Below are 20,429 nucleotides of genomic sequence, written 5' to 3'. Positions count from 1 at the left end.
CGGGCCCCCCGGGATGATCACATAAACGCACTGCTTGTTTGAGTGTCAAATGAGCTGCCCGCGTGGGCGTTACGGCCGTTCCGACCCCCACTCCCGACCGGGACGAGTTCGACGTGGTGGCGTGGGAAGCGTCTTGTCGGTCAGGGGCTGAGCCACATGAGGGTGCTGGTGAGTGTGATGGCGGCGAGGCAGCGGTCGGGGTCGGTCGGGGCGTGCGTCGTAGCGACGCCCCGCCGTTGCTTGAGGCGGTGGAAGCAGCGTTCGACGACGTGGCGGCGCCGGTAGGCGGCCGTGTCGAAGCCCGGGCGCATCCGCCCGCGGACAGAGAAGGTGCGGCCTGTTCCGGCTCGTACGCCCGGCGCCCACGCCGGGGCCGTTGCGACCGGGTGCGGCTGGGGGCCGGTAGTCCCGACCCGTCGTCTTCCCGGTCCCGCCGGCTCCTCCGTCGGCCGCCGCGCCGGTCCCGGCCCGGCCACAGCCCCTGGTCATCTTCCCCACGCCGCTGCCGGGCCGCCTCAACCACACCACCGATCGACGTCGCCGCCGCACCCGGGCGGCGACGTCGTCGGCGAACGTGGCCGTGAACGATGACGACCAGACGGTGGGGCCGCGCCGGGCCCACGAGCACCGCCTGTCGGACATCCCCCTCGCCGCCCGGCAGCCACCGACTCCTGCCGTCGCACGCCCACCGCCTGTTCGCCGCCCACCGCCTGCCGCGGTGTCGGGTTTCCGGCGGTGTGCCGTTCAGCCGATACCTGGTCACCCCGTGCGGGATGCGCCGCTCCGGTTCGTCGCCGGCGTCCGGGTGCGCCTCAGCTGACCGCCTGCTTCACGAGCGCGGCGATCCGCGCCTCCACTTCTGCCGTCACCTCGGTCAGGGCGAAGCCTGTTGCCCACATCGTGCCTGCGTCCAGCTTTGCCTGGTCGCTGAAACCGAGCGTGGCGTAGCGCGTCTTGAACTTCTCCGCGCTCTGGAAGAAGCAGACGACTTTGCCGTCCAGCGCGTAGGCGGGCATGCCGTACCAGAGCTTCGGGGCCAGGACGGGAGCGTTGGCCGTGACGACGGCATGGACGCGCTCGGCCATGATCCGGTCCGTCTCCTGCATTTCGGCGATCTTCGTGAGCACGTCCCGCTCCGCCTGCGCCGCCTTGTCCGCGCGCGAGCTGCGACGCGCCGCCGTCTTCAGCTCTCGGGCGTGGTCTTTCATCGCTGCCCGCTCCTCGGCCGTGAACCCCTCGTACGTACTGCTTTCGGCACTGCTCATGACAGACTCCCCCTCGAACGCCTCGATGCCCGGATCTTGAGAGGGACGTTACCCCCGCCCACTGACACCGGGCCGCAACCGGCCCTACCGCCGGGCTGTTTCGGCACGAACCGGCTGGTGACGTCGACGATCACTTCTCTGCCGCCTCCCGGCCGTGACACGGCGTGCTCCTTCGCAGCACCGTCATCACTCGAACCGCTGGTTGTCGAGTCCGTCACCTCGAGCGGGGGAGGAGCGGGGACACCCGGCACCCAACGGTTGCTCCCGACGCGCTCGGCGCGACAGATCGGCCGCGACAGAGTGGAGAGCGGTAGGGGAGATCTCCTCCGTGCCTCCGACGGAACCTCGGCCCTGGCCGCCAGGACATCCGTACCGGCCCCTGAAGGCGCCCACACGGCAGCCGGCCCCTGGCAGACCTTGTTGGCGCCGGCAGGTCCGCCAGGGGCCCATGCGCAGCTGCGCGCGAATCCGTGACCGGTCTGTCGACCCGTCCACCGGGCGGGCAGCTCGTCCGGCCCGCGTCCCCGGCCCGGCCATCCGTTGTCCCGGCCGGGCGCGGCGCCGGGGCGCCGACGCGGAATGTGCGGGCGCCGCCGCCGAGTCCCGGCCGTATGCCGGTCTCCGCCCGTCCGACGGCGCCCGGCTCGTCCGGCGCGGGGTCGTGGTGACGAGAGCCCCGAGTGCTGCGGGCCCGCAGGTCGATTGGTACGCGGTGATTCACCGTGATGACACGGCCGGCATGCCGGTGATCAGAAAGTGTGGGCGTGACGGAAGAGGCGGCCGGGGTCGTACGTTGCCTTCACCTTGACCAGGCGGTCGATGTTCGCGCCGTAGTACGCGCGGCGCCAGTCGCGGAGGGCGGGGTCCGTGTAGTTCTGGTAGGCCTGGCCACTGGCCCAGGGACGCATCGCGTCATACGTGGCGTCGAGCCAGGCCCGGTGCCGGGCCACCGTCGTGGCGGCAGCGTTGTCGGGCCAGGAGACGATGTACTGGGCGAGGAACAGCGCGTCGCGGTGGACGAAGGCGGTGTCGGCCGCCCGGACCCGGTTCACCGCACCGCCCAGCGCGTCCAGCGCGATGCTGCCCGCCCCGCCGCCGCTGAGCCGCGCCAGCTGTTCCACCCGGGCGATCAGCGCCTTGACACCGTCGGCCGGGATACGGCGGGTGTAGAAGTCCGACCGTGCGGCGTACGACTCGCGCGCCACCCGGCCCTGCGGATTGCGGCCGGGCAGGCTTCCCTTCTGGTGGGCCTGCGCGACGGTGAAGCCCGACACTCCGCCCATCACCTTCATCGCATCCATGAAGGGACGCGTACGGACGGATTCCGACCGTGGCGCCGTGCCGATGGCGTCGACGAGCCGGTCGAGCCGGTTCTCCAGGTCCTCGCGTCCCGTAAGGGCGAGACCGCCGACGCGGACCGACCCGGGCCGCCCTCCCGCCGGAGCGGCGAGGTGGAGGTTGGCCCAGATTTCGTCCGGCGCGGTGGGTGCCCAACGCTGCCACGCGCGCACGACGGCAGCCGCACGCGACCAGGGCCAACTGAGGAAGAACGAGGTGCACTCCGGCGCCACGTGCGTGCGCATCCGCAGTTCGGTGACGACACCGAACTGCGCGTTGCCGCCGCCGCGCAGCGCCCAGAACAGCTCCGGGTCGCGCCGGGCGTCGACGTCCCGTATCCGGCCGTCGGCGGTCACGATCCGGGCGCCCGTCAGGCTGTCGCTGGTCAAACCGTAGGCCCGGCTGACGACGCCGATGCCACCACCGAGTGCCAGTCCGGCGACGCCCACCGTGGGGCAGGAACCGGCCGGCACGGTCCGGCCACGGGCGGTCAACCGGTCGTAGACGTCGATGAGTTTCGCACCCGCACCGATCGTCGCGGTGCCGGCCGTCAGCGAAACGGACGCCATCCTCTGTACGTCGATGATCAGACCCGGCCCGGACGACCAGCCCGCGTACGAGTGCCCGCCGCTGCGCACCGCGACCGGCACCGCGTGCCGACGGGCGAACGCCAGACAGCTGCGGACGTCCTCGGGCCGGGCGCAGTACGCGATCCCGGCCGGGCGCACGGCGTCGAACCGGGGGTTGAACAACCTGCGTGCCACGTCGTAGTCGCGGTCACCGGGCCGAACCAGCGACCCGTCCAGCCCCCGAGCCAGAGCAGCCCAGTCACCGGCGCGGGGTGCGCCCTGCGCTTTGCCCGCCGCCGCGCCGACTCCGGCCGGTGTGCCCCCGCCTGACGGCCGGAAGCCCGCGATCCCGGTGAGAAAGGCCCCGGACGCCGCGGCGGCGCCGGCGCCGAGCAGGCGGCGACGGGACAGCCTGCCACCCACCGGTATGCTCCCCGCGTGCGTGACGGCTTCCGTTTCCGCACCGATCCCTCGTGTCTCGTCCATCGCCCGTTCCCCACTGCTTCCGTTGACCATTCGCAATGGGGATGATGAGGAGAAGCGGCGGCAGGTTGCGTGCGCACGCCAGGACACGTCGCGCGCATCGGCATTGGACCGCCCATGGGCTGACGAGGGGGAACACATGGCAGGCAACGGTGAGGGCACCGGCACCCGGCGAGACGCACTCGACCGACTTCTCAGGCTCGGCACCCTGCCGGTCGCGGCGACCGCGCTGACGGGCACCGTGGCGCTCTACATGGCTCTGGTCGCCTTCGGCAACATCACCGATTTCGGGACCAACCAGCAATTCGTCCAGCATGTCCTGGCCATGGACACCACGTTCAAGGACCCGCAACTGATGTGGCGGGCCATCACCTCGCCCGCCCTGCAGAACGCGGCCTATGTCGCCATCATCGTCTGGGAGGTCCTCACCGCGTCCCTGCTCGCCCTCGCCACGTTCCTCTGGGCGGCAGGACTGCGCCACGAGACGTACGACCGGGCGCGCCGGGCAAGCACTCTCGGCCTGGTGATGATGCTGCTGCTGTTCGGGCTGGGCTTCATCGGCATCGGCGGAGAGTGGTTCGCCATGTGGCAGTCCTCGGACTGGAACGGTCTGGACGCGGCATCGCGCAATGTCGCCCTGGCGGCGTTCGTCCTGATCGTGATCCACCTCCCCGGGGCAACCCTGGCTGAGCGAACGGCTGCTCCCCGGGGGCAGTGACCGGCGGGTGAGTACGGTGTGCGGGTTCCACCACACCACCCGTGGAGGAGGTAACCGTGCCCGGCCGGCGCAGCGCTCCGACCGCGGCCGGCATTCGCGACGCCGCGCTGCGGGCGGACTGCCGGTCGGCGCGCCAGGAACGGAGACGGGCACTGCTGAACCGTGCCTGTCAGGGACGCGGGTAAGCCGTCTCAAGCTGCCGTTCGGGCTGCCGGTTGCGCCTGAGGTCCGGGCCGGGCGCCTGCCGCGTGCCGCCGCTCCGTGCCTGCAGCCCCCGCCCTCCCCCCGGTCCCGCCCTCCTTGCGCCCGGCGCCCGTACGGTGTCAGACGCGTCTGTCCGGCAACCCCATCGGGTTCGGGAAGCGCAGCGCCGTCGCGCAAGCCTCCGACAGCGGGGCCAGCACCGCCGCCAGCTCGGCGACCTCGTGCGCGGGCACGCCCCGCCACGGTCCGGCCGCCGCGCGGTCGGTGGCCGCCTCGACCGACGCGTGGGTGCGGAGCCCCGCCACTGTGGCCCGCCTGGTGACGGCGTCCAGCAGGCCACGCCCGGCCAGCCGCGCGGCCGCAGCCTCCCACTTCTCATCTGTCCAACCCCGGTACGGTTGCAACTCGGCGCGTGGCAGGTCGATGCCCGCCCGCAGCACCAGGGCCTCGCAGCCGTCAAGGCGCGCCGCGGCCAGCGCTGCCACGTGCCCGTCGCCCCGATGCTCGCGCAGCACGGTCGCGGCGTGCCACAGCAGGCCACGCGGGTCGTCGGGGCGCGGCAGCGCCGCGTTCGCCGAGGCGAGCGGACGGTCGGCGCAGTCAAGGCCGTCCACGTACCGGGCCAGCAGTGTGGCCACGTGCTCCACATCCCGCTCGCGGTCCGCCAGCAGCCGCGCGAGGGTCGCCCGCACACCGGCGCTCCGGGCGCGCAGCGCCCTGTCCGGGGTGATGGTGTCCCAGATGGACGGCAGAGCCCGCGCCACCATGTCGGGCGCGAACGAGAAGAACGCGGCGATCACGGGTGCGGATCCCACCGCGCCCAGCGGCGCGGCACGGCCGGCGAAGTAACCTCGCCAGAAGCCGCGCAGGCCGGCCTCCTCGAACGCGGCGTGGCACTCGGGGGCGAAGTAGGTGACCGCGTGCACCGGTTCGGCCAGCTTCCACAGAAGGCGGGCGGTGTGCTCGGGTGAGTATGTGGTGTCGGCACCAGTGGCGTGATCCATGCCATGGATTCTGCGCCTGGCAGGCTCGTCGGGCCACCCCGTCATGCGCCGGCCCCCCAGGACGGGGAGAACGCTCTGTCAGGCCGGTAGTTGAGGCGAATTCCGCGTCGTCACCACCCAGGAGCCGACCGAAGCGGCCGCGGCCGCCCAGGCCGCTGTCGACGTATTCGGCGGGATCGGCACCATCGCCTCGTGCTGGACGGAGGTTCCGCTGCCCGCCACCGGCACCCGGAACGCGCCCGCCCTTGGGCCGATCCATACACGCGTCGGTCGCGCAGGCTGAAGCGGTGGACCGCCGGGGGAGTGAGGAAGTCGGTGTAGGTGAACCATGCCTGGTCCGCCTCGCGGGGGGGGGGGGGGGGCACGCTGAGATGCATGACCGTGCCGCACCCGGTTCCGGGGGTGTCGATCCCGGACAGCAGGCGACCGGTGTCGTCATGCGGCGACAGACGGCCACGCCACGCCGTGCGGAAGGGGCCAGGAACCGCACAGCGGGCAGTCCGTGCTCGACGGCCCAGGTTTCGACGCCGACGCCGACGCCGACGCCGACGCCGACGCCGGTCGCGAGGCCGTCGCTCTCCCCTCCGAGCTGTACGCCGAGGGTGGATCGCTCCGAAGAGGGGCGGATCAGCCCGGTCGCGGTGACGGCCGTGGCGGCCCGTCAGGCGTGGCTCGGTGCCTGCTCCGGCTCGGAGGAATGCGCTGCCGCACGGCGGGGGAGCAGCAGCGGGGTCGCCAGCAGGAGCACGCCGGCCAGTCCGATGGCCGTACGCGGGCCGAGCAGGCTGCCCAGCACGCCCCAGACGGCCGTCAGTAGCGCGGTCGTGGCCTTGGTCGTCACCGCCCAGGCGGTCAGCGTGCGGGCGACCCGGTCGGTCGCGGTGCGCCGGAGGCGGCAGGTGGCGTAGACGGGATTGAAGACCCCGCAGCAGAAGATGAGCCCGAGCTCGACGCCCATCACCAGCAGCAGCCCTCCGGTCCCCGGCCCCAGGAAGACCAGGCCGACGGGCCAGAGCGCGCGCAGCGCCCCGGCCACGACCAGGACCCGGTGCTGTCCGAACCGGGTGACGAGCGGTCGGGCCAGCCGCGCACCGAGCAGCCCGCCGATCGAGGGCGCGGCGAAGGCGAGGCCGTACTGCCACGGTGCGAACCCGAGTCGGCCGAGCATCAGGACGGCCAGCAGCGGCGAGGCGGCCATCACCAGGCCGTTGAACAAGGCGGTGTTGAAGAACAGCGGACGCAGCGTCGCGTCGGCGAGGATGTACCGCCAGCCGTCGAGCAGGTCCCCGGCCCGCATGCGCGCGGCCTCCCGGTGCTCGGGCCGAGGCTCGTGCCCGCCCGTCGCGCGGATGCCCAGGGCCGAGAGCAGGTAGCTGACCGCGTCGGCCACCACCGTCGCCACCGGACCGAGGAGCCCGATCGCCGCGCCGCCCAGCGGCGGTCCGATGATGGTGGTCGTCCAGGCCGTGGACTCGAATCGGGCGTTGGCGACGAGCAGGTCCTCGGCCGGCAGCAGCGTCTTCAGGTACGCGCCGGAGGCGGCGCGGAAGGCGATGTCGGCCGCCGCGACGACAACCGAGACCAGCAGGAGCTGAAGGAAGGTGAGCGCGCCGAGCGCGAACGCGGCGGGGATCGTCAGCAGCGCCGCGAACCGCACCAGGTCCGTCGCGATCAGCACCGGCCGCTTGCGGCTGAACTCCACCCACGGGCCGAGCGGCACCGCCACGGCCGCGCCCACCGCAGCCCCCACGGAAGAGAGCGCGGCGACCTCGGCCGGTCCGGCGTGCAGCACCTGGATGGCGATCAGCGGTAATGCGCCGAAGGCGAGCCACGTGCCCAGCGCGCTGGTCCCATACGCTCCCCAGAGCCACCCGAACCGCCGTCCCAGACGGTGCCCGCTCCGCATGCCCGCCGCCCCTCGCCACTCATCCGCACAACCGATCCGCGATCGGAAGCATCAAAGCGAGCGCCGTATCCGGGGATCAAACAACCACAGGGTCACCCGGCCACAACCAACGGTTGTGCCCATAGGGTATCGACATGGACTTCGACACCGTCCGGACCTTCGTCGCCGCCGCCGACGCGGGCCAGTTCCAGGAGGCCGCCGCCGAGCTGGCGGTCACCCAGCAGGCCGTCTCCAAGCGCATCGCCGCGCTGGAGCGCCACCTCGGCGTGCGGCTGTTCACCCGCACCGCGCGCGGCGCCGAGCTCACCATCGACGGGCAGGCGTTCCTGCCCCACGCGCGCGAGCTGCTGCGCGTCGCCGAGCGCGCGGTCGCGTCCGTGCGCCCCGGCCGCCGTCCGCTGCGCGTCGACGTGATCGCCTCGCGCGGCGCGGCGTCGGGCCTGATGCGCGGCTTCCACCGCGCGCACCCCGAGATCGACCTCGACGTGGTGTGGCTGTTCGACATCGAGACGGCCATCGCCGCCATCCGGTCCGGTGAGATCGACGCGTCCTTCCGCGGTCGTCGCGCCCGGCCGGCCTCTTCCAGTGGACATCGAGGCCGTCCGGGTGCTCGACGAGCCGCTCCAGCTCCTCACCGGCCCCGCCCACGCGCTGGCGGGCGCACGGTCGGTGCCCCTCGCTCAGCTCGCCGGGCACCGGATCTGGATGCCCGGCATTGTCCCCGGTACCGAGTGGGCCGCCTATTACGACGACCTCGTCGCCGAGTTCGGACTCACCATTGAGGCGACCGGCCCCAACTTCGGCTCCGACGCACTCCTCGACACCGTCGCCGACACCCCGGCCCTGGCCACCTTCATGGGCGGGCAGACACGCCTCGTCTGGCCCGCCGACCACGGCCTGCGCCGCATCCCGGTGACCGACCCGACGCCCGTCTACCCGCACTCGCTCCTCTGGCACCGCGACAACCCCCACCCAGCACTGGCCACCCTCCGTGCCCACCTCGCCGCCACAGCGGCCGGCCACGACTCCGCCGGCACCTGGGTGCCGGGCTGGGTGATTCCGCGCTGAACGCGCCGCGTCCGCGGTCACCGTGGCCGGACCGACGGACGCTGACTCGGTGGAAGGCGTGGCCCAGCGGCACACTCCGGCTCTCCCCTTCATACGCCTCACCCCTGATAACCCTCGCTCCTGATCGGCAGCAGAAGTCGGTGCGTCCGGCCACTGAGCCGCCGAGCGAGCCATCCCCGCCGCCCGGGCCCGGTACCGGGCTGTCGTCCGCGTCGGCGGTCCGGTGCAGCTGCTCCAGGTACGCGTACGCGTGCGCTGCGACGCCTCCAGCAGCGCGACCCGGCCAACACGCTGAACTTGACGGGGAAGTCGTCCCGCCGCGTGGCCCGTCCGTTCCGCGCCGCGGTTCTGGCGGGCGGTGGCTGCCGACGGCCCGTCGTCGTCTCTTGCCGCCCGCTGCCGCCGTACGCGACCGCGCCGGCCGTCGGACCGGGGGCCCGCGCGTCGCCGCGCCGGTCACGGCCGCGACACGTCTCGTCGCCGAGCGAGTGGCCGCGGACCGCTGGGCATCGCGGTGCGAGGGCGCTGGACTCAGCCTCCCTCGGCGGCCCGCCGGTCTCCACGGCGGCGGGCCATCCCCGTCAAACCCGCTCGTCGGCCACGGTGACTTGGATGATGAATGCTCGGTCGACGGGTGGGGCTACGCGCACCAGGATGCCCGCCGGGTTGTCGAGCCTGGGGAAGGGATGCGGACCCACCTCAGTGAACCGGGGATCAGTCGTCAACAGCCGCATGATCAAGTTTCGCAACTCCTCGGTTGTCATGCCCGGTCAACGATGTGGCGGGCTCCTGGGCGTACTGCTCGACGACATCGCCATTATTTTTTCTCAACACACACAAGGCCGCCGACCAGCAACTGGCGTCACAACGGTGCGACAGGCCCAGGCCGACGTGGCTGCCCACGCCGAAAAGGACCCACGGAGCTCTCTACGGTGGGCTCAACCAGGTGAATCGATGTCGGTCGGCTCCGCCGGGCCCTGGCCGGGCTGCCGTTGCCCCGGGCGGCGGACGGCCGCCTGGTCCGGGCTGTGGACGTCTCGCCGTGGCTGCGTCCGGACGCCGCGACCTGCCGGGACCGCTCCTGCTGTCACCCCTGCGGCCGGGGCGACGCCAAGCACCGGATGGTGCCCGGCCGGCCATACTCGATCGTGGCCGCGTTGGAGACCGGCCGAACCTCCTGGACCGCCGTGCTGGACGCGGTACGCCTGGAGCCCGGCGTCGATGTCGCCGCCGTCACTACCGCCCAGGTCGGCGAGGTAGTCGACCGGCTGATCGCCGCCGGTCAGTGGACCGAGGACGATCCCGCCACCCTGGTCGTGCTGGACTCCGGCTAAGACGCACCCCGCATCGCCCACCTGCCGGCCGATCTGCCGGTGCAGGTTATCGGCCGACCCCGCCGCGGGTCCACGAGCCAAAGCCGACCTCCCAAGCACGGTGCCCCTGGATCGCATTCGCCGAGGAACGCCGTGACCGGTACACCGACCGGTTCCGCGCACCGCCACCATGGGCCCACCCCTTCACCCATGCGGGGTTTACGGTGCTCACGCGCGAGCGGCTCTTCATGCCCCTCTCCAAAGTCGACACCGGAGTGCTGACCCAAGGAGAGTGGCGCGAAGTCCGTTTCTACGGCATCACCACGTTGGGCGGAGCGCTTTTCCACGCTTGGGATTGATGAGCGACGGCCGTTGAGAGACAAGCCAAGCCTGCAGGAGCCTGAGCCGTGGCCTCAGCTCTTGTCGCTGGATGGCTCGGGCGGCAGCAGGTCCAGGACGATGCCGAAGTGGTCGCGGTAGGCGGCCAGCACCTCGTCGTCGCCTTCCAGTATCCGTTCCGTGCGCTCGCCGTCCAGGGTGGTGACCAGCTTGCGGCCGCTGAGGGTGATCCGCCCGGCCTCGGTGAGGCGCGAACAGACCAGGGACCGCGTGAAGTGCGACGCTGGCGATGTGCGGTGGTACCAGGCGCCGGCCCGGAAGTCGGACAGCTCGCGGGTGCGCTGTTCGATGCGGTACTGCACCTCCCCGTTCCGCAGGACGTCCACATCTCCGTCGGATGTCTCTTCGATACGGAACGTTCCGCCCGGATCCTCCTGCTCACCCCGGTCCTCGAGGGCGAGCGGGTAGTGGCTGTGGTCGCCGAACCCGACGTCCACGAGCCAGGGGCCGGTGCCGTCGTCGGTCTCGACGCGCAGCGCGAGATGGTCGTAGGGGATCCCGGGCCGCCCCTCGCTGTCGACACTGCGGGCCTGGAGGAAGGCGACGCGGAAGCCGAGGTCGCGCAGCAACGCGGCGAAGGCTCCGCCGAGTTCGTAACAGAAACCACCGCGGCGGGCGTAGACCACCTTGTCGAGCAGCGCCTTCTCCTCCAGGACGATGTCCTCGCCGAGATGGATGGAGAGGTTCTCGAACGGCACCGTGAGGAGGTGGCGCACATGCAGCTCACGTAGTGCGTCGGCGTCAAGACGGGTGGGGCGCGTGGCGCCGATGCGACGGAGATAGTCCTGTGTGACCGAGGCGGCGCTCATGGAAGCAGTCTTACAGAAAACGTGGCGCCCGTCATGGGGCTGAGGTCGTAGGGCTGTTGGCCGAGGCGGAACGGCATATGGCTTCACGGAGCCGGCCGCCTGCGCATCCGGTGGGAACGGCGGTGCCTGCGTTCGGGGCCGGCCACGGCACCGTGAGTGGTTGCCCCCGTGATCTCCTGCCCGGCGAACACCATCCGGACGCCGGGCATCTCGATGGCCGCCCGGGTCACCGCATCGGTGGCGGGTTGTCGTGTGCGCCCGGGGCAGGCTTTCCCTTCAGGCGCAGCAGTGCCGCGCCGCATGGTTCAGCAATTCGAGGAGACACGCGCCCCGCGCGTGCCGCGTAGTCATGCGGCCCAGCAGTGGTACGGGGAACTCGGCCTGTCGACGGCCTTCGCGGTGTCGGGGGCGTACTGCACGACGAGGGGGCCTTCATCCCCGCAAGTGCGGGTGCGGTCTCGTCGGCTGCTCCACGCCGAACGCGTACTGGGGCGAGTGCGGGATGGGGACGGCCGTCGCCCCGCGCACCTTGTGGGCGCTTCGCGGGCGGCGGGCCGGGCGTCCGGTCGACGCCGTACGGCCCAGTCGCCGCGTCCGGGTGGGACGCGGGCGGGAAGCGGAAGGAAAAGGAAACGGAAGAACCAGGAAAAGCGGAGAACCGGCGACGGGATAGGAGGTCGTGCCCACAGATCCCGGAGACCCTTTACCTCTGCTTCGCCATGTCCCGGGCCTGCCGGGCGATGTCCTCCAGCACGGCCTTGGGATCGGCGGACGGCGCGACGGCCTTGCCGATGTTGCGCTTGATGGTGTTGCTGACCCGCAGCCAGGACGGTTCGTTGACCGGGTAGAGCTGGGCACCGCGCAGTGCGGTCAGGAACTGCTCGACGCTGGGGTCCGCCGCCGCGTCCTTGGAGGCCTGGGTCGCGGACACCGTCGAGGGCAACAGGTGGTAGCGCCCGGCGAACTCGCTGAGGTTCTTGTCCTCGTAGAGGAACTCCAGGAAAGAGCCGACCAGTTCGCGATTGTCGTCGTGCTTGAAGGCCATCATCCAGTCGGCGACGCCCACCGACGGCGGGGTCTGCCCCTCGCCCAGCGTGTCCGACACCGGCATGGCCAGCGTGCCGACCTTCATGCCCTTCGCCCTCGCCTCGTGGAGGAGCGAGGGGTAGCCGTTGACCATGCCGACCTCGCCGCGCAGGAAGGCGGCGAAGGCATCCTGCCGGTTGAGCTCGGCCGGCGGGACCGGGCCGGTCAGGCCGGGCGCGACCAGGTTGTCCTTGATCCAGCGGAACGTCTGCGTGTTCTGCTCGGACGCGATGCTGTAGCCGCCGCTGCTGTCGGCGTACCCCCCGCCGTTGCTCAGTTGCCAGATCAGGGCTTCGGCGTGCGCCTCCTCGGGACCGAGCGGCAGGGCGTACGGGTAGAGCACGCTCTCCTTCTTCAGCGCCCTGGCCGCGTCCTTCAGGTCCGACCAGGTCTTCGGCGGCTTCGCTCCGGCCTTGTCGAACAGCTCCTCGTTGTAGAAGAGCAGCCGGCTGCTGGCCACGAAGGGCAAGCCGTAGAGGGTGTTGCCGACCGAACCAGCCTCCACCAGCGGCGGCAGGAAGTTCGCCTCCGCCCTGACCGACAGCAGCTCACTGGCTGCGTAGAGACGGCCCTGCGCGGCGAAGTCGGAGTACGCGCCCATCAGGGCGACGTCCGGGGCATTGTCCTCCTTGACCATGCGGGTGACCTCGCGGTCGACGTCGGCCCACGGGTAGAGCGTCACCTCGACCTTCTTGCCGGGGTGGGCGGCGGTGAAGGCGGCGGTCAGCTTGTCCCAGTACGCCTTGGAACCGGTCTCCGGGCTGTTGCCGTACTCGGCGGCCACCAGGCGCAGCGTCGTCTTGCCGTCTCCGCTCCCGGACGAGCCGCAGGCGGTGACGAGGGAGCCCAGTAGTCCGAGTGCGGCCACAGAGGCGGCCGCGCCGAAGAGTCTTGATCGCACAGATGCTTCTCCTGCTCATTTTTGGACGGTCCGGCCGGAATTCTCTCCTGGCTCGGGACGTATTGCGCCCCCTGCTCAACGGTTGTGGCCATTGCTCCAACTGCGTCGGTTGGGACTGGTGTTTTCCGATATGCCGACGCCGATTCCGACGCGCGTAGAACCCTCCGCTGTGTCCAACGCGACGCCCGTACGGAGCATTGACGAAAGAATCACCAAAGGGGCGCTTCCGCCCCACCACCCGGCGCCGGGACTGCTGTGGCCGCCGCCGGTGTTGCCCGCGCCGGTTACGCGATGGGCTCGCCGGCGTAAGGGTCGGGTTCGCCGGTCTCCGGACTCGGATGCGGGGACGACGACCTGATTGACGGGGGAGGGGTGGGCCCAAAGGGACTACCCGCATACGCGGGGAGCAGTTCATGAACGCGGCGATGTTGCGGACGGTCCGGGGCCGCCGCGCATGTGCGGGGAGTCTGTTGGTCCCCGGACGCGTGGGCGGCAGCCCTCCGGAGCGCACGTGGCCCGGTCGGTCAGCGCGTCGTTGCTCTTCACGGACCGGGCGCCTTCAGCGCAGTCGATGAACCGGCTTCTCGGGGGCCGGTCCGCGCGGTGCGCCCGCGCCGGGCCCGGGAGTGGGTCCCCGGCGATGTGTCCGGACGATCCGGCTCGGCGCGCAACGGCTGATCGCCGCCGTGCTGGACTGCGAGAAGCCGGTGGTCGCCACCGTCAACGGCACGGCGGCCGGTGATCGGCGCGCATCTGGTGTGCGCCTGCGATCTGGTCCGGGCGGCCGACTCGGTGAAGTTCGTCGAGGTCTTCGTACGCCGGGGGCTCGTGCCGGACGGCGGTCGGCGCATATCTGCTGCCCCGGCTGATCGTCCTGCAGCGGGCGGAGCAGCTGATGTTCTTCGGGGACGCCCTCACCGCGGCGGACGCCGAACGGCTGGGGCTGGTCAGCCGCACTGTGCCGGCCGGGAAGTCGGACGTCCTTGCCAAGGAGTGGGCCGGGCGGCCGGCGCAGGACCCCCCACCCGGGCCATCGCCCAGACCAAGCAGCTGGCGAACGCCGCGCAGGACAGCGACCGGGCCCCCGTGTTCGCGGCCGAGGCGGCGGCTCAGGAGATCGACATGACCACCCGGGCCGCACACGAGGGCGTCGCCGCGTTCGTCGAGCGCCGCGCGCCGGAGTGCCGGGGCCGGTGACGTACGTCAGCGGTGCAGGGCGAAGCGGGGGTGCGGCGTGCCGCGGCCCAGGATGAGGTCGGCCGCCATCTCACCGATCAGCGGGGCGAACTTGGCGCCGTGACCGGAACAGGGCGAGACCACCACCACGGGGCCGTGGCGGTCCAGGACGAAGTCCCCGTCCGGGGTGGAGGTGTAGAGGCAGGTGCTCTCTGCCACCGGTTCGGCCCGCAGTCCCGGCAGCCAGGCGTTCACGAACCCGGTGACGGCGGCCTGCGAGACCGGGTCCGGCACCCCGGAGCGGGTGTCGGCGGTGGTCGGGGTCCCGTTGCCGAGTTCGGCCACCTTCACCGCGGGCTCGGGACCGGCGTCGGAGCCGGAGGGGAGACCGAACACCTCGGCCTCGCCCCGGTGCAGGAAGACCGGCCAGTCGACGCCGGGCTCCCGCTGACGGAAGTGGAAGACCTGCTGCTGGGTCACCACCAGCGGGGGCACCGGGATGCCGAACACCCCGGCCAGCTCCGGCAGCCACGCCCCCGCGGCGATCACCACCCGCTCGGCGGACAGCTCCTCGCCGGTGTCCGCGAGGAGCCGGACACCGCCCGACGCCGGGTACGCGGCGCGCGTCACCCGCGTCCCGGTGAGCACGCGCGCCCCCTGCTCCTCGGCACGGCGGAGGCAGGCCGCCACGGTGGCGTCCGGGTCGAGCACCCCGGCCTGCGGGTGGTGGAGGACCGGACCCTCGAAACGCATGCCGGGCCAGCGTCTCCCGGCCTCCCCCACCGGCAGCAGCTCGTGCGGCACCCCGGCGTCCGCCAGCACCCCGGCCAACTCCTCCGGCCTGGCCCCGGCGCCCGAGTCCAGGCCTCCGGTACGGCGTCGCAGCACGGTGCCGGAGTCGGTCTCCAGCTCCCGCCAGCTCTCCGCGGCCCGCCCCGTCAGAGCGACGTAGAACGGGTCCGCGTAGGTCCGGCGGAAGATCCGCGAGCTGCCGTGCGAGCTGCCGTTCCGGTGCCCCACCGCGTACGCCTCCACCACCGCGACCGCCAGCCCCCGCCCGGCCAGCCGCCAGGCGGTGGCTGCCCCGGCCAGCCCCGCGCCGACCACCACGACGTCGGCGGAGACGGGACTCACGACCGGGTCGAGGCGGCGGACGCGGATCCCGGCACGGCACCCGGCGCGGGCGGTGCGAAGAACACCGTGCCGGCGAGGTCGACCTGGCTCCCGGGCGGCAGCAGTTCGACCGTCCTGGGCCAGTGCGCGGGAATCCCCAGGCCAAGCGCCTTCCCGAGCCGCGCCGCGAAGCGCGGCATGAGCGGTGCGGCACCGTGGGCCAGCAGACGGGCAGCGGCGAGCTCCAGGGCGATGACGGTCCGGTTGTCGTCGGACCACCGGGTGGCGGCCAGCGGGCTCTCCTGGCGGGAGAACCTGACGGCGTCCTCCACCAGGCCGTTCAGCTCGGCGGCGGCCCGCCGCAGGGAGAAGCCGTCCGGGCTCAGCGCGGAGGTCAGCGCGGAGAGCCGCACTCCCAGCGTCCCCAGGAAGGCCGAGTGCTCCGGCGTCCAGTTCCCGGCGTCCGGGGCCACACCGTCGTACCGCTCGCCCAGCCGCTCACCGAGGTCGTTGAGCCACTTCTGCCAGGTCCCGACGAGGGTGCCTCGCACCAGCGTGTCGTACTCCGCGCTCGCGAAGTTGGTCTGGTCTCCTTCCGGCCGGGTGCTCGACAGGAAGAAGCGGACCGCGTCGACGCTGTCCGGGCCGAGGATCTCCTTGCCCCAGATGGCGTGCCGGCGGCTGGTGGAGAACTTGCTTCCCTCCAGCAGATAGAACTCGTTGACGTGGTAGTCGATGTCGGGGGCCCACTCGGGGAAGGCCGCCTTGTAGAGCACCGGGGCGAGCACCGAGTGGTAGAAGGCGTTGTCGTAGCCGAGGAAGTGGACGATCTTCCAGTCCTGATCGGGCTCGGCGACCCGCCAGTCCCTGCCCAGCCGGCCGCCCAGCGCTTGGATGCCCTGGAGGAATCCGTAGGAGAGCTCCACCCAGGCCCAGATGACCTGGCCCTCGGTCCCCTCGTGCTTCTCGGCGGGCTCCGTGCCCCAGGAGGCGGGGTGGCTGACGGGCAGGTCCAGGGCCGGACGGTCGAAGACCCGGGCGGCGAGTTCCCGCAGCCGGGCCGGCACCCGGCCGTGGCGGTGGTGGTCGACGACGGTCTCGTGGAACTCGTGCAGCGGCAGCGCGTACCGGGTGATCGGCCCGCGCCGGGGCTCGGCCGCCGACAGCGCGGAGACGGCACCGGTCAGATCGATGACGGTGTTCGGCTCACCGCACCCCTCGCACATGTTCCCGCCGGTCGTGGAGGCACACGTCGGACAGGTCCCGCTGACGTCCACCTCGTAGAGGTACTCGCCGGTCTCGGAGTCGAAGAGCGCCTCGCCCGCGCGCGGCGCGACCACCCCGCTGTCGACCAGGCGGGAGAAGTACGCCCGTAGCCCGTCGCGGTACGCCTCGTCCCGGTGGGGCACCGTGTACTGGTCCACCCGGATGTCCATGAGGGCGAGCGTGTCCGCGATCTCCGCGCTGTAATGGGCGGCCGTCACCGCCGTTTCGCGGTTCTCGTCGCGGGCGGCGGCCTGGACGTAGCTCTGGTAGTCGTCGCTGCCGGTGACGTGCCAGGCCTCGACGCCGTTCATGCGCTGGAAGCGCACATAGGCGTCGGCCCCGAGATACGGACCCGACAGATGTCCGAGGTGCAGATCGCCGTTGGGCGTCGGCGGGGGCGAACAGACGAAGACCGGACGCTCACCGAAGCCGAGCCGGTCGGCCGACCGGGCCGAGACCAGCGCCCGGTCGGCGTCCCTCCAGTACTGGGTCAGAAACACCAGCTCGGTGTCGCCGCTGTTCTCCAGCACGTGGCTCTCGAAGGGCTCGAACAGAGCGAGCGAGCCGGGCGCGACCGGGTGGCGCACTCCCTCGACGACCAGCTCGCCACGGCCCTGGACGATCACGAACATCTCGGTCTCGTCGTGCCGGTGCGAGAGGGACCTGGCACCCGGGAGGACCCGGCCCCAGTCGGCGCCCACGCCCAGTCCCTGGACGCCGGCGAGACCGATGCCGAACCCCTCGTACTGGATGTTCCCGTCGTAGACACTGATGATCACGTCCGGTACCTCTTCTCCATGGTCGTCCCCGTCCTCGTCACGCGGTCCGGAACTGCTCGGCGGATTCCTTCGACGACCACGCGACGAAGGAGGGAAGCTGTTCTTCCGTCCGGACCCCGAGCAGCCGGTCCACGATGCGCCGGCTCCGCCAGGCGTTGAGGCTGAGGTTGGGGTCGGCCAGACCGCGCTGTTCGCGGACGGCGTTCTGCACGAAGACCCTGCGGTCGAGCGGACCGTCCCAGTGCACCGCGTAGTCCTGGTCGACGCGGAGTTCGTCGCCCTCGCGCTCCAGCCGGTGGGCGATGGGGGCGAGGAAGTCCATCGGCGCGGGACGGAAGCCCGTCGCCCAGATGACGACGTCCGCCCGCTCGTGCTCGACCGCGCCCTGCTCCTCCTTGTGCCGGACCGTGAGGTGCCACGGACCGGTGGCGTCGCCGGTCACGTCGGTCACCTCGCGGTGCGGGTAGAGCCTGGCCAGGTCCGCCGGCCCGGTCACGAAGGACAGGACGTAGAGCTGCTGGTAGATCTGGCGCAGCGTCGCCTCGGACACCCCGTCGCTGCTGAGCAGCTGCTCGGCGTTGAAGGCGGACCGGGCCTCGGACGGCAGGTTGTAGTGGTGGTCCGAGTGGCACGGCATGTAGAAGTCGTTGGTGAACGGCGAGTCGTCCAGCGGCAGGAAGTTGCGCCGCCGGGAGAACCAGGAGACCTGCCCCGGCTGCTGACCGCCCGGGCGGGAGATCAGCTCCAGGAAGGCCTCCGCGCCCGACTGGCCGCCGCCGATCACGGCGACCCGCTTGCCGCCCAGATCTCCGGCCTTCTCCATGAACTCGCTGACGTGGAAGTGGGTGCGGCCCAGTTTCGGCCGGGCGTGCTCCGGGACCCACGGCCGGGTGCCGACCCCGACCACCACGTTGTCGGCGGTGACCAGGCGCCGGTCGGTGCGCACGACGTAGCGGCCGTCCCCGCTGCCGTCGAAGTCCACCTCCCGCACCTGCTCGCCGAACACAACGTTGTCGTTGCGTCTGCTGGCCCAGTCCAGGTAGTTGCGGAACTCCTGGCGGGGCACCTCGGGGAACTGCGCGTTGAGGAAGTGGTACACCCGCCCCTTCTGGTGGAGGTACGCCAGGAAGGAGAAGGGGCTCGTCGGGTCGGCGAGACTCACCAGGTCCTTGAACATGGACACCTGGAGGGTCGTACCGGGTATCTGCTGGCTGTCGTGCCAGCTGAAGGCGGGCTTCCGGTCGAGGAAGAGGTTGGTCGTCTCGGGATGGCTGTGCAGGAGCGATGCCAGGCTCAGGTTCGCCGGCCCCGCACCGACCCCGACGCACCGGTAGTGCGCCTGGCCGGAGTGGGCGATGTCGGACCCCATGGTGCGGACCTCTCATATCGGTCGTCGGTCGGGGACGAGCAGCCTCGTGGGATCAGGCGTCACCGGCCAGCACGATGAACTCCACGGCGTCGCCCACCGTCTTGAGGTTCCTGGCGTCCTCGTCCGGGATCGTGACGCCGAAGCGCTCCTCCGCGGCGACGATGACCTCGACCATGGACAGGGAGTCCACGTCCAGCTCGTCGGTGAAGGACTTCGAGGGGTCGATGTCCGCGGTCGGGATGCCGGCGATCTCGTTCACGATCTCCGCGAGACCGGCGAGAACCTCGTCGTGCTGAAGAGCCATGTCACGTGCCTTTCGACTTCGTTGGGGCGGTTCGTTGGGGCGGGTACGCACTCGGCCGGGCGTGCTCAGCCGGCGACGCCTTGGCCGGTGCGTTCGATGGAGGGGTGCGGTGCGTCGGACAGGGAGTCGAACTCGCGGAGGCCGGGGAGCAGTGACGCACCCATGACCAGCACGCAGAGCAGCGAGGCGAGCAGGACGAAGGAGGGGCCGGGGCCGAGGCGTTCGACCAGTGGACCGCCGGCCAGGAAACCGATGGGGCCCGCCACGTATCCGCAGGAGGTCATGATTCCCATGACCCGGCCCCTGGTCCGCTCGGTGGAGCGCAGCTGCGTCGCCAGGTTCATCAGCGGGCTGATGGGCCCGTACGCGAGGCCGACCACCACGGCGCCGACCAGCAGCAGCGGATAGGGCGGCAGCCAGGACATGGCGAAGAGTCCCGCCGAGGCGGTGAGCATCGTCGCCGTGAACAGGGCCCGCTTCGGCAGGCGGTGCCCCGCGAATCCGTAGGCCAGCGCGCCCGCGATGCCACCGATCGTCATGGTGACGGTGAGCAGGCCGAGCCGCTGGGGGGTGCCCTGTTCATGGAAGTAGGCGGGCAGGACGATCCCGGAGATCGGCAGATAGATCATGAAGAGCACGCTCCCCAGGAGGCCCACCACGCGCAGGAGCCGGTCGTTCCAGACCGTTCTCAGCCCTTCCATCGCACCGCGCCTGACGGCGCGCCAGGAGGAGCCGTCGGACAGGTCCGACTCGGGCGCGGGGGACGGAAGGCGCAGCCCGGCCTGGATGAGGGTGGCCAGCAGGGAGAGGGCCGCGGCGGCCCACAGCGGGGCCACCGCTCCGCCGAAGCCGATCAGCAGGCCGCCGAGGCCGGGTCCGGCTATCAGGGCGAAGCCCTTGGCCGACTCGTGGACGCCGTTCGCCTTCTCCAGCCGCCATCCGGCCCGGGCGGCGGCGGTCGGCAGCATGGCCTTGCGGGCGGTGACCCCCGACAGGTCGAAGACCGATCCCAGGACCGCCAGGGCGGCGAGCCACCACAGCGAGAATCCGAAGGCCGCGTCGGCCGGCGGCACGGCCGCGACGGACACCGCGGACAGCAGGTCGGAGCCGACTGCCGTACGGCGGCGGCCGAACAGGTCGACGACGGTCCCCGCGAAAAGGGCGCTCGCCAGCAGCGGCAGGGTGGACACCGCGGAGACCAGCCCGGCGTCGGCGGGGCTGCCGGTCCGCTCCAGGACCAGCCAGGGCAGGGCCAGAGCCACCATCCCGTTGGCGGAGGTGGAAGCCGTGGCCGCCAGCTCCAGGAAGACCAGTGAGGACACCCTGGCCTTGGCCGGACCTTCCGGCCCGGCCACCGCG

13 protein-coding genes and 4 pseudogenes are annotated in these 20,429 nt (G+C 71.7%); 4 read left to right on the top strand and 13 right to left on the bottom strand.

Annotated features, from left to right (window positions below; genetic code table 11):
- Window positions 1-218 precede the first annotated feature (218 nt).
- The 3 genes and pseudogenes from ABZZ38_RS06695 to ABZZ38_RS06685 form a co-directional block, all read right to left on the bottom strand.
- A pseudogene (locus ABZZ38_RS06695) lies at window positions 219-317 on the bottom strand (IS5/IS1182 family transposase); the annotation flags it as partial.
- A 495-nt stretch (window positions 318-812) separates the two neighbouring features.
- On the bottom strand, window positions 813-1,265 hold the full coding sequence (locus ABZZ38_RS06690) for a hypothetical protein (protein ID WP_356736450.1): 453 nt from the start codon (window positions 1,263-1,265) through the stop codon (window positions 813-815).
- A 749-nt stretch (window positions 1,266-2,014) separates the two neighbouring features.
- Window positions 2,015-3,658 carry an FAD-binding oxidoreductase gene (locus tag ABZZ38_RS06685; RefSeq protein ID WP_356736448.1) on the bottom strand — a complete coding sequence of 548 codons (1,644 nt, stop codon included), beginning with the start codon at window positions 3,656-3,658 and terminating at the stop codon, window positions 2,015-2,017.
- Window positions 3,659-3,794: 136 nt separating this feature from the next.
- Between ABZZ38_RS06685 and ABZZ38_RS06680 the strand changes: the two genes are divergently transcribed.
- Window positions 3,795-4,373, top strand: coding sequence for a DUF2165 domain-containing protein (locus ABZZ38_RS06680; protein ID WP_356736446.1), 579 nt, complete (start codon window positions 3,795-3,797; stop codon window positions 4,371-4,373).
- A gap of 323 nt (window positions 4,374-4,696) precedes the next feature.
- On the opposite strand, the gene ABZZ38_RS06675 is transcribed toward ABZZ38_RS06680, so the two are convergent.
- Window positions 4,697-5,581, bottom strand: a complete 885-nt coding sequence (locus ABZZ38_RS06675) for a hypothetical protein (protein WP_356736444.1) — start codon at window positions 5,579-5,581, stop codon at window positions 4,697-4,699.
- Between the two features lie 661 nt (window positions 5,582-6,242).
- Window positions 6,243-7,487 carry an MFS transporter gene (locus ABZZ38_RS06670; RefSeq protein ID WP_356736442.1) on the bottom strand — a complete coding sequence of 415 codons (1,245 nt, stop codon included), beginning with the start codon at window positions 7,485-7,487 and terminating at the stop codon, window positions 6,243-6,245.
- A gap of 134 nt (window positions 7,488-7,621) precedes the next feature.
- On the opposite strand from ABZZ38_RS06670, the pseudogene ABZZ38_RS06665 reads away from it, so the two are divergent.
- Window positions 7,622-8,555 (top strand): annotated as a pseudogene (locus ABZZ38_RS06665) (LysR family transcriptional regulator).
- A gap of 581 nt (window positions 8,556-9,136) precedes the next feature.
- Here ABZZ38_RS06665 and ABZZ38_RS06660 read toward each other — a convergent pair.
- Window positions 9,137-9,319 (bottom strand): hypothetical protein, encoded by a 183-nt coding sequence (locus ABZZ38_RS06660; protein WP_356736440.1) that lies wholly within the window; start codon window positions 9,317-9,319, stop codon window positions 9,137-9,139.
- Between the two features lie 143 nt (window positions 9,320-9,462).
- On the opposite strand from ABZZ38_RS06660, the pseudogene ABZZ38_RS06655 reads away from it, so the two are divergent.
- Window positions 9,463-9,886, top strand: a pseudogene (locus ABZZ38_RS06655) (transposase); the annotation flags it as partial.
- Between the two features lie 395 nt (window positions 9,887-10,281).
- Here the strand turns inward: ABZZ38_RS06655 and ABZZ38_RS06650 are convergent.
- Together ABZZ38_RS06650 and ABZZ38_RS06645 are read right to left on the bottom strand one after the other, a co-directional pair.
- Window positions 10,282-11,076 carry an arylamine N-acetyltransferase gene (locus ABZZ38_RS06650; RefSeq protein ID WP_356736438.1) on the bottom strand — a complete coding sequence of 265 codons (795 nt, stop codon included), beginning with the start codon at window positions 11,074-11,076 and terminating at the stop codon, window positions 10,282-10,284.
- 703 nt (window positions 11,077-11,779) lie between these two features.
- Window positions 11,780-13,063 carry an extracellular solute-binding protein gene (locus ABZZ38_RS06645; RefSeq protein ID WP_356736436.1) on the bottom strand — a complete coding sequence of 428 codons (1,284 nt, stop codon included), beginning with the start codon at window positions 13,061-13,063 and terminating at the stop codon, window positions 11,780-11,782.
- Window positions 13,064-13,710: 647 nt separating this feature from the next.
- Here ABZZ38_RS06645 and ABZZ38_RS06640 point away from each other — a divergent pair.
- Window positions 13,711-14,260 (top strand): annotated as a pseudogene (locus ABZZ38_RS06640) (enoyl-CoA hydratase-related protein); the annotation flags it as partial.
- Between the two features lie 6 nt (window positions 14,261-14,266).
- Here the strand turns inward: ABZZ38_RS06640 and ABZZ38_RS06635 are convergent.
- From ABZZ38_RS06635 to ABZZ38_RS06615, 5 genes are all read right to left on the bottom strand, one after another.
- Entirely contained in the window at window positions 14,267-15,373 is a 1,107-nt protein-coding gene (locus ABZZ38_RS06635) for an FAD-dependent oxidoreductase (RefSeq protein WP_356736434.1), read from the bottom strand.
- On the bottom strand, window positions 15,370-17,397 hold the full coding sequence (locus ABZZ38_RS06630) for a class I tRNA ligase family protein (protein ID WP_356736432.1): 2,028 nt from the start codon (window positions 17,395-17,397) through the stop codon (window positions 15,370-15,372). Before ABZZ38_RS06630 ends, ABZZ38_RS06635 begins: the two co-directional genes overlap by 4 nt.
- A 37-nt stretch (window positions 17,398-17,434) precedes the next feature.
- Window positions 17,435-18,766, bottom strand: coding sequence for a SidA/IucD/PvdA family monooxygenase (locus ABZZ38_RS06625; protein ID WP_356736429.1), 1,332 nt, complete (start codon window positions 18,764-18,766; stop codon window positions 17,435-17,437).
- 52 nt (window positions 18,767-18,818) lie between these two features.
- Window positions 18,819-19,070: an acyl carrier protein gene (locus ABZZ38_RS06620; protein ID WP_356736427.1), complete on the bottom strand. Its 252-nt coding sequence runs from the start codon at window positions 19,068-19,070 to the stop codon at window positions 18,819-18,821.
- A 65-nt stretch (window positions 19,071-19,135) separates the two neighbouring features.
- Window positions 19,136-20,425: an MFS transporter gene (locus ABZZ38_RS06615; protein WP_356736425.1), complete on the bottom strand. Its 1,290-nt coding sequence runs from the start codon at window positions 20,423-20,425 to the stop codon at window positions 19,136-19,138.
- Between the last annotated feature and the right edge of the window lie 4 nt (window positions 20,426-20,429).

This window comes from Streptomyces sp. NPDC006368 (assembly GCF_040612535.1).
Lineage (GTDB): Bacteria > Actinomycetota > Actinomycetes > Streptomycetales > Streptomycetaceae > Streptomyces.
The sequence above is the reverse complement of the archived record's forward strand: the minus strand, read 5'-3'. Positions and strand labels throughout refer to the sequence as shown.